This is a genomic window from Streptomyces sp. SID486, from assembly GCF_009865385.1.
Lineage (GTDB): Bacteria > Actinomycetota > Actinomycetes > Streptomycetales > Streptomycetaceae > Streptomyces.
This window is the reverse complement of the sequence record NZ_WWJT01000708.1, coordinates 21,016-28,143: the sequence shown is the minus strand read 5'-3', so window position 1 is coordinate 28,143 and position 7,128 is coordinate 21,016. Positions and strand designations below refer to the sequence as shown.

The 7,128-nt window shown below is 73.7% G+C and carries 6 protein-coding genes; 5 read left to right on the top strand and 1 reads right to left on the bottom strand.

The window, feature by feature from the left end:
* Nucleotides 1–378: 378 nt before the first annotated feature.
* Nucleotides 379–1,302, top strand: coding sequence for a hypothetical protein (locus GT045_RS33270; protein WP_237539065.1), 924 nt, complete (start codon nucleotides 379–381; stop codon nucleotides 1,300–1,302).
* Nucleotides 1,303–1,542: 240 nt separating this feature from the next.
* Here the strand turns inward: GT045_RS33270 and GT045_RS33265 are convergent, their stop codons facing one another.
* Nucleotides 1,543–2,826, bottom strand: a complete 1,284-nt coding sequence (locus GT045_RS33265; protein ID WP_161336472.1) for a DUF1015 domain-containing protein — start codon at nucleotides 2,824–2,826, stop codon at nucleotides 1,543–1,545.
* A gap of 74 nt (nucleotides 2,827–2,900) precedes the next feature.
* Here GT045_RS33265 and GT045_RS33260 point away from each other — a divergent pair, with 74 nt between their 5' ends.
* From GT045_RS33260 to GT045_RS33245, 4 genes are all read left to right on the top strand, one after another.
* Nucleotides 2,901–3,929, top strand: coding sequence for an HAD hydrolase-like protein (locus GT045_RS33260; RefSeq protein WP_161336471.1), 1,029 nt, complete (start codon nucleotides 2,901–2,903; stop codon nucleotides 3,927–3,929).
* Between the two features lie 234 nt (nucleotides 3,930–4,163).
* A complete protein-coding gene (locus tag GT045_RS33255) occupies nucleotides 4,164–5,207 on the top strand; it encodes an iron ABC transporter permease (RefSeq protein ID WP_161336470.1) in 1,044 nt (347 codons plus the stop codon).
* 29 nt (nucleotides 5,208–5,236) lie between these two features.
* Nucleotides 5,237–6,250 carry an iron chelate uptake ABC transporter family permease subunit gene (locus GT045_RS33250; RefSeq protein ID WP_202529250.1) on the top strand — a complete coding sequence of 338 codons (1,014 nt, stop codon included), beginning with the start codon at nucleotides 5,237–5,239 and terminating at the stop codon, nucleotides 6,248–6,250.
* Nucleotides 6,247–7,092, top strand: coding sequence for an ABC transporter ATP-binding protein (locus tag GT045_RS33245; RefSeq protein WP_202529247.1), 846 nt, complete (start codon nucleotides 6,247–6,249; stop codon nucleotides 7,090–7,092). The genes GT045_RS33250 and GT045_RS33245 overlap by 4 nt, the downstream gene beginning before the upstream one ends.
* Nucleotides 7,093–7,128: the final 36 nt, after the last annotated feature.

Below are 7,128 nucleotides of genomic sequence, written 5' to 3'. Positions count from 1 at the left end.
GACCGTCCTCCCTTCCGTCGTGACGACCGGCGTGACGACCGTGGTGGCGAGCGCCCTGCCTTCCGTCGCGATGACCGGCGTGACGACCGGGGTGGCGACCGTCCCCCCTTCCGTCGTGACGACCGCCGCGATGACCGCCGCGATGACCGCCGTGACGACCGGGGCGGCTTCCGTCGGGACGACAGCCGTGGCGGCGAGCGCGGTGGCTTCCGGGGCCGGGACGACCGTGGTGCCCGCGGGCCCCGTCGGGACGACCGCGGCGGTCGGCCGGGCGGTTTCCGTGGGCGGGACGACCGGCGTGACGACCGCCGTGACGACAGGCGTGGCGGCGGTCGCTTCCGCGACGAGCGCGACCGCGACCGGGAGCCGATCAAGCGGCTGCCGATCCCCGAGGACGTCACCGGTGACGAGATCGACAAGGACGTCCGGCAGGAACTTCAGAGCCTGCCCAAGACGCTCGCGGAAGACGTCGCCAAGAACCTGGTGATGGTCGCCCGGCTGATCGACGAGGACCCCGAGGGCGCCTACGGCTACTCCCGTGTGGCGCTGCGTCTCGCGTCCCGCGTGGCCGCCGTACGTGAGGCCGCCGGGTTCGCCGCGTACGCGTGCCAGAAGTACAGCGAGGCTCTCGCCGAGTTCCGGGCCGCCCGGCGGATGACCGGCAGCGTGGAGCTGTGGCCGGTGATGGCCGACTGCGAGCGCGGGCTCGGCCGGCCGGAGAAGGCGCTGGACATGGCCGGCGCCCCCGAGGTGCACAAGCTGGACAAGGCCGGTCAGGTCGAGATGCGGCTCGTCGCCGCCGGCGCCCGGCGGGACATCGGTCAGCTGGACGCGGCCATCGTGACCCTGCAGAGCCCGGAGCTGGCCTCCAACTCGGTGCAGCCGTGGACCGCGCGCCTTCGGTACGCCTACGCCGACGCCCTGCTGGCCGCCGGCCGGGAGCGCGAGGCGCGGGAGTGGTTCGCGAAGGCCGTAGAGGCCGACCGGGACGGCAGCACCGACGCCTCCGACCGCCTCGCCGAGCTGGACGGCGTGGAGTTCGTCGACGCCCTGGCCGAGGACGGAACGGACGAGGCGAACCTTGCCGACCCCGCCGCCACTGCCGACCCGGCCGCTACTGCCGACGCGGCCGACATGGCTGCCGACGCCGACACCGCCGACGCCGACACCGCCGACACCGCCGACACCGCCGACGCCGACACCGCCGACGCCGACACCGCCGACGCCGCCGACGTCGCCGACGACCGCGATGCAGCTGACGCCGACACGGTGGTCTCGCCGGAGGCCGGCGACAAGGACTGACGTCGCTCACCGACAACGACAAGAGGGCAGGCTCCCACGGGGCCTGCCCTCTTCTCGTGTGCTCGCCGCCGCCCGCCCACCGTCGCCCGATCGCCCACCGTCACCCGCGAGTCCGGCTCCGTCGGGCCGCCTCCGCGAGTCCGGCTCGGTCGGGCCGCCTCCGCGAGTCCGGCTCCGTCGGGCCGGCTCCGTTCGGCAGCCCCGTGGGACAGCCCAGTGCGGCGGGCACCGCGGGCCGGGTCAGATCTCCAGCGCCCGCAGCACCAGCCCGGAGGCCGGTTTCGGGCCGAACGACGTCGACTTGCGGGGCATCGTCACGCCCTGCCGGGCCAGGTCGCGTACGACCTCTTCGCGGACCGGGTGCATCAGCACCGCCGTACCGCCGTCGCGCTCGGCCTTCTCCACCGTCGCGGCCGTGTCGTGTATGTAGGCGATGTGGGCGGGGGAGTCCTCGGGAATGCGCCAGACGTGTTCGAGCAGCGTGGCGTGCAGGACCGTGGCGTCCAGGGAACGCCAGGCGGCCGGGCGGTCCCCCGGGATCGTGCGGGCCAGCAGATCCGGGTCGGGCCGGTCGAGCAGGTGAAAAGCGCCGTCGCCCGCCAGCAGGAAGGAGTTGCCCGCGCGGGACGCCTCCGCCAGGGCGGTCAGGGCGCCTGCCAGGGGCACGTCGAGGCGCCGCACCCGGAACAGGCCCTCCACCGCCCGCAGCGCGTCGGAGACCGGCAGACCGTGCAGCAGGCGGTGGATGGCCCGCACGCGCAGGGGATAGCGGGCGGTGTCGACCAGCAGGACCAGGCCGTAGTCCCAGGGGCTGGGGGACGCGTGTTCCGCGCGCAGCCGCAGGTAGGTGGCCCAGCGGTGGTGCCCGTCGGCGATCAGGGCCTGGCGGCCGGCGAGGTCGGTCTGCACCCGGCCCAGATCGGCGGGGTCGGTGATGGACCACAGGCGGTGCCGGAAGCCGTCCTCGGTGGTCGTGACCAGCAGCGGAGGTTTCTCCACCGTGCGTTCGACGACCTCCGCGGCCGCGCCGTCGCCCCGGTACGTCAGCAGCAGCGGTTCGAGGTTCGCGCGAGTGGCACGCATCAGCGCGGCGCGGTCCGCGACCACGGGCGGCATGACGTCCTCGTGCGGGAGCACCACGCCCTCCGAGGGTTCCGAGACCCGCAGGGTGCCGATCACTCCGCGCTGGAGCATGCCGTCGCCGTCCCGCTGCTCGTACACGTACAGGCCGGGCTCCGCGTCGGCGGTGAGGATGCCCTCGTCCAGCCAGCGGCGGAGGGTGTCGGCGGCCTGTTCGGTGCGCGCGCTCGGGGTACCTGCCTGGGGGAGGATCAGCCGGACGATGTTGTGCGGATCGGCCGACTGGAGATGGTGCAGGCCGTCGGGCCGTACGACGACGTCGTAGGGAGGAGAAGTGACAGAAGCGAGGCTGCCGACCCGGTCGGGGTCGTAACGGAGCCCTCGGAACGGGATGAGTTCCAGGCCGCGGCGCTGCGTCGCCTCCGGGTGACCTGCTGTGTTCATCCCGGCATCGTACGTGTGTCGGTGGCCTGGGGGATGATCGGGGGAAAGGCGAGTGAACGAGGAGCGATGTGGACATGAGCCAGCGGGTCAGGACCAGCCCCGAGGGCAGCGGGCAGCCCCTGAACGAGGTGTACGACACGGCTCTGCTCGACCTGGACGGCGTGGTGTACGCGGGCGGGAACGCGATCGCGCACGCGGTCGACTCGCTGGAGCTCGCCCGGACGGGGGGTATGCATCTGGCGTACGTCACCAACAACGCGCTGCGGACCCCGGACGCGGTGGCCGGACACCTGACGGAGCTGGGGATACCGGCGGGCGCCGACGACGTCATCACCTCCGCTCAGGCCGTCGCGCGGCTGATCAGCGAGCAGGTGCCGGCCGGGGCACGGGTGCTGGTGATCGGCGGGGAGGGGCTGCGCGTGGCGCTGCGCGAGCGCGGTCTCACGCCGGTGGAGTCGGCCGACGACGACCCGGCGGCGGTCGTGCAGGGCTACGGCGGCCCCGATCTGCCGTGGGGCCGGTTCGCGGAGGCGTCGTACGCCGTCCGGCGGGGCGTGCCGTGGTACGCGTCCAACACCGATCTGACGATCCCGAGCGGGCGGGGCATCGCGCCGGGCAACGGGGCGGCCGTGGAGGTCGTCCGGATCGCGACCGGTGCCGAGCCGCAGGTGGCGGGCAAGCCGCTGCCCCCGATGCACCGCGAGACGATCATCCGGACGGGTGCCGAGCGCCCGCTGGTGGTGGGGGACCGGCTGGACACGGACATCGAGGGTGCCTTCAACGGCGAGGTCGACTCGCTGCTGGTGCTGACCGGCGTGACGGACGGGGTCCAGCTGCTGGCCGCGCCACCGCGGCACCGGCCGACGTACGTGGACGCGGATCTGCGCGGGCTGCTCACCGGGCAGCCCGAAGTCGGCCGGGAGGACGACGGCTTCCGGTGCGGCGGCTGGACGGCGACGGCCGGGTCCGACCGGCTGGAGCTGACGGGTGACGGCGAGGCGATGGACGGGCTGCGGGCCCTGTGCGCGGCGGCCTGGACGGCGGCGGGGGACGACTCGTGCGCGCTGGACGGTCAGAAGGCGCTGGCCCGGCTGGGGTTGTGACGCCCTGGCGGTGGTGTTCGCCTGTGGTGTCCGCCCGTGGGGTCCGTAGCGGTGTCCGCCGCTGGTGTCCGAACGTGGTGTCCGTAGCGGTGTCCGTCCGCTGGTGTCCGCTCGGGCGGGCCGAGGGCTCGGAGCGGGCCGAGGGCTCGGGCCGAGGGCTTGGGGCGAGGGTCCGGGGAGGCTCGCGCGTACCGGGGATCGAGGTCGAGTGCGAGGGTAGGCTAACCTAACCTCGTGTTGGTCGACAGTCCCCCGGAACAGCGCGCGGATACCGCCCCCGCGCCCCCAACCCGCCAGGCGGTCAGGGCCCTTGGGCTCCTGCTCTCGTTCGTCCTCCTGGTGCTCGTCGCTCTGGCGAGCATCGCGATCGGGGCGAAAGGACTGTCGCTGGACCAGGTCTGGCACGGTCTGTTCCACGAGACGGGCACCTACGGCGACGTGGTGGTGGACGAACGGCTCTCGCGGACGGTCCTCGGCCTGCTGGTCGGAGCCGCGCTCGGGCTCTCGGGCGCGGTGCTTCAGGCGCTGACCCGCAACCCGCTGGCCGACCCCGGCCTGCTCGGCATCAACGCGGGCGCCTCGGCCGCCGTCGTCACGGCCATCACCTACTTCGGCGTCACCAGCCTCACCGGCTACGTGTGGTTCGCGTTCCTGGGCGCCTCGGCGGTCGGCGCACTGGTGTGGTTCCTCGGCGGCAGCAGGGGTGCCACCCCGGTGCGGCTCGCGCTCGCCGGCACGGCGATCAGCGCGGCCCTGTACGGCTACCTCCAGGCGGTGATGATCACGGACGGCGCCGCCCTGGGCAAGATGCGCTTCTGGACGGTGGGTTCGCTGGTCTCGGCCGGCTACTCGACCATCACGCAGGTGCTGCCGTTCCTCGCGGTCGGCACGGTCCTCGCGCTCGCGCTGGCCCGTCCGCTGAACGCCGTGGAGATGGGCGACGACACCGCCCGCGCCCTCGGCGCGAACCTCGACCGCACCCGGGCGCTGGCCATGCTGGCCGCCGTGGTGCTGAGCGGCGCCGCGACCGCCGCCTGCGGTCCGATCGTCTTCGTCGGCCTGATGGTCCCGCACGTGGTGCGCTCCTTCACCGGCCCCGACCTGCGCTGGATCCTGCCGTACGCCACGGTGCTCGCGCCCGTGCTGCTGCTCGGCGCGGATGTCGCGGGCCGTGTCGTGGCCCGCCCCGCCGAGCTCCAGGTCGGCATCGTCACCGCGATCATCGGCGGGCCGGTCTTCATCTTTCTCGTACGACGGCGGAGGACGGCCCAGCTGTGAAGACCCACTCCACGAGCCGCGCCGTACGCATGCCCGGCGGGCTCTCCGTGCGCCTGGACCCGCGTGCCCTGGCCGTCGTCGCACTGCTGCTGGCCGCCGCGGGCGCGGCCGGTGTGGCCCTGATCGGGACCGGCGACGCGAGGATCCCGGCGGCCGACGTGCTGCGGACGCTCGCCGGGAACGGCACCGCCTACCAGGACTTCATCGTCAACGAACTACGGCTGCCGCGGGTCCTCGTCGGCCTGCTGGTCGGTGCCTCGCTCGGCCTGGGCGGCGCGCTGTTCCAGTCCGTCTCCCGCAACCCGCTCGGCAGTCCGGACGTGCTCGGCCTGTCGCAGGGCTCGACGGCCGGCGCGCTGGTCGTCATCGTGCTGCTGTCCGGCAGCGCCGCCCAGGTGACCGTGGGCGCGCTGGCCGGCGGTCTGGTGACCGGACTCGCCATCTACGTGCTCGCCTGGAAGCAGGGTGTGCACGGGTACCGGCTGGTGCTGGTCGGTATCGGCGTCAACGCCATCATGACGGCGGTCAACGGCTACCTGCTCACCAAGGCCGACCTGGTCGACGCGACCCGCGCGGTGGTGTGGATGACCGGCACGCTGGCGGGGCGGGACTGGGAGCAGGTGTGGCCGCTGCTCGGTCTGTGCGCCGTCCTGGTCCCGGTGGTCCTCGCCAACGCCCGCGGTCTGCGCATGATGGAGATGGGTGACGACGTCGCCAACGCGCTCGGGGTGCGCGTGCAGCGGGTGCGGCTCCTGCTGATGGTCTCCGCCGTACTGCTCACCGCCGCGGCCACGGCCGCCGCGGGCCCCGTCAGCTTCGTCGCGCTGACCGCGCCGCAGCTGGCCCGCCGCCTCACCCGTTCGCCCGGCCCCAACCTGGTGCCCTCCCTCTGCATGGGCGCGGCCCTGCTGGTCGCCGCCGACTGGGCCTCCCAGCGCGTCTTCGGCGCCGACCAGTTGCCCGTGGGCGTCGTCACCGGCGTCCTCGGCGGCGCCTACCTGCTGTGGCTGCTGGTCGCCGAGCGCCGGGCGGGCCGGATATGAGCGGTACGGACACGAACACCCCTAGGAGCACTGTGAACCGCCTCTCCGCCGAGAACGTCACCCTCGCCTACGACCAGCGCGTCATCGCCGAGCAGCTGTCGGTGGAGATCCCCGACAACTCCTTCACGGTGATCGTCGGACCGAACGCGTGCGGCAAGTCGACGCTGCTGCGGGCGCTGTCGCGGATGCTCAAGCCCAGCCAGGGCCGGGTGCTGCTCGACGGCCAGGCCATCCAGTCGATGCCGGCCAAGAAGGTCGCGCGCACCCTCGGGCTGCTGCCGCAGTCGTCCATCGCGCCCGACGGCATCACCGTCGCCGACCTGGTCGGCCGGGGCCGCTACCCGCACCAGGGCCTGCTGCGCCAGTGGTCGGCGGAGGACGAGCGGGTCGTCCAGGAGTCGATGCGGCAGACCGGCGTGGCGGAGCTGGCCGAGCGGTACGTGGACGAGCTGTCCGGCGGCCAGCGCCAGCGTGTGTGGATCGCCATGGCGCTCGCCCAGCAGACCCCGCTGCTGCTGCTGGACGAGCCGACCACCTACCTGGACATCCAGCACCAGATCGACGTCCTGGACCTGTGCGCGGAGCTGCACGAGGCCCAGGGCCGGACCCTCGTCGCCGTCCTGCACGACCTCAACCACGCCGCCCGTTACGCCAGCCACCTCATCGCCCTGCGCGGCGGCACGGTGATCGCCGAGGGCGCCCCGAACGACATCGTCACGGCCGGGCTGGTCGAGGAGGTGTTCGGGCTGCGCTGCCAGGTCATCGACGACCCGGAGACGGGGACACCGCTGGTGGTGCCGGCCGCGCGCAAGGCCCGCGCGGAGCGGGTCACGGCCGCCTGACGGTCACCCAGGCGACGGCTGCCGGACCGGGTGCGC